We start from the raw sequence: 550 nt of genomic DNA, 5'->3' as shown, positions 1-550 counted from the left end.
CGGGCTTTGCCTGTAAAACGCATAAAAGAAATGCACTTGGCGGGCTTCGAAGATCAGGGCACGCACTTGCTCGATACGCATGGCGCAAGGGTGCACGGACCGGTTTGGCAACTTTACCAAACAGCGTTGGAGCGATTTGGCCCTATTCCTACTTTGATTGAATGGGATACTGATATTCCGGATTTTTCCGTTCTGCAGGAAGAGCAGAGCAACGCAGCCCGCATGATGGCTCAGTGCTCAAAGTATTCCAGTCTTGCTTCTGCAGAGCAGGTATCCAGGTAATGAAGCTTGCGAACATTCATCAAGCCTTTATTTCAGGCATCTATAATCTAGAGACGGATATCAAGCCAGGGGCATTTATTCAAGCGGGTGAGAAGCTTGATCCTGAGCAGTGTTTAGCGATTTATCGCGGCAGTGTTTACGGCAACTTATGTTCTGCATTAGCAGATATTTATCCTGCCTTTTTGCAATGTGTTGGTGAGCAGTTTTTTCAGGCATTAGCACTGCGTTATGTTAAAGCACACCCTCCCGCGTCAGCGAGTCTGGACCA

General features: G+C 48.2%; 2 protein-coding genes. Both read left to right on the top strand.

Annotated features, from left to right (window positions below; translation table 11 throughout):
* Window positions 1-282: DUF692 family multinuclear iron-containing protein (locus tag A3729_RS09835; protein ID WP_156497857.1), on the top strand; the 282-nt coding region annotated here is incomplete at its 5' end.
* Window positions 282-550 (top strand): DNA-binding domain-containing protein (locus A3729_RS09830; RefSeq protein ID WP_197475748.1); only part of this gene is annotated, 269 nt, incomplete at its 3' end. The genes A3729_RS09835 and A3729_RS09830, both read left to right, overlap by 1 nt.

It is taken from the genome of Oleiphilus sp. HI0043 (assembly GCF_001634935.1).
The sequence above is the reverse complement of the archived record's forward strand: the minus strand, read 5'-3'. Positions and strand labels throughout refer to the sequence as shown.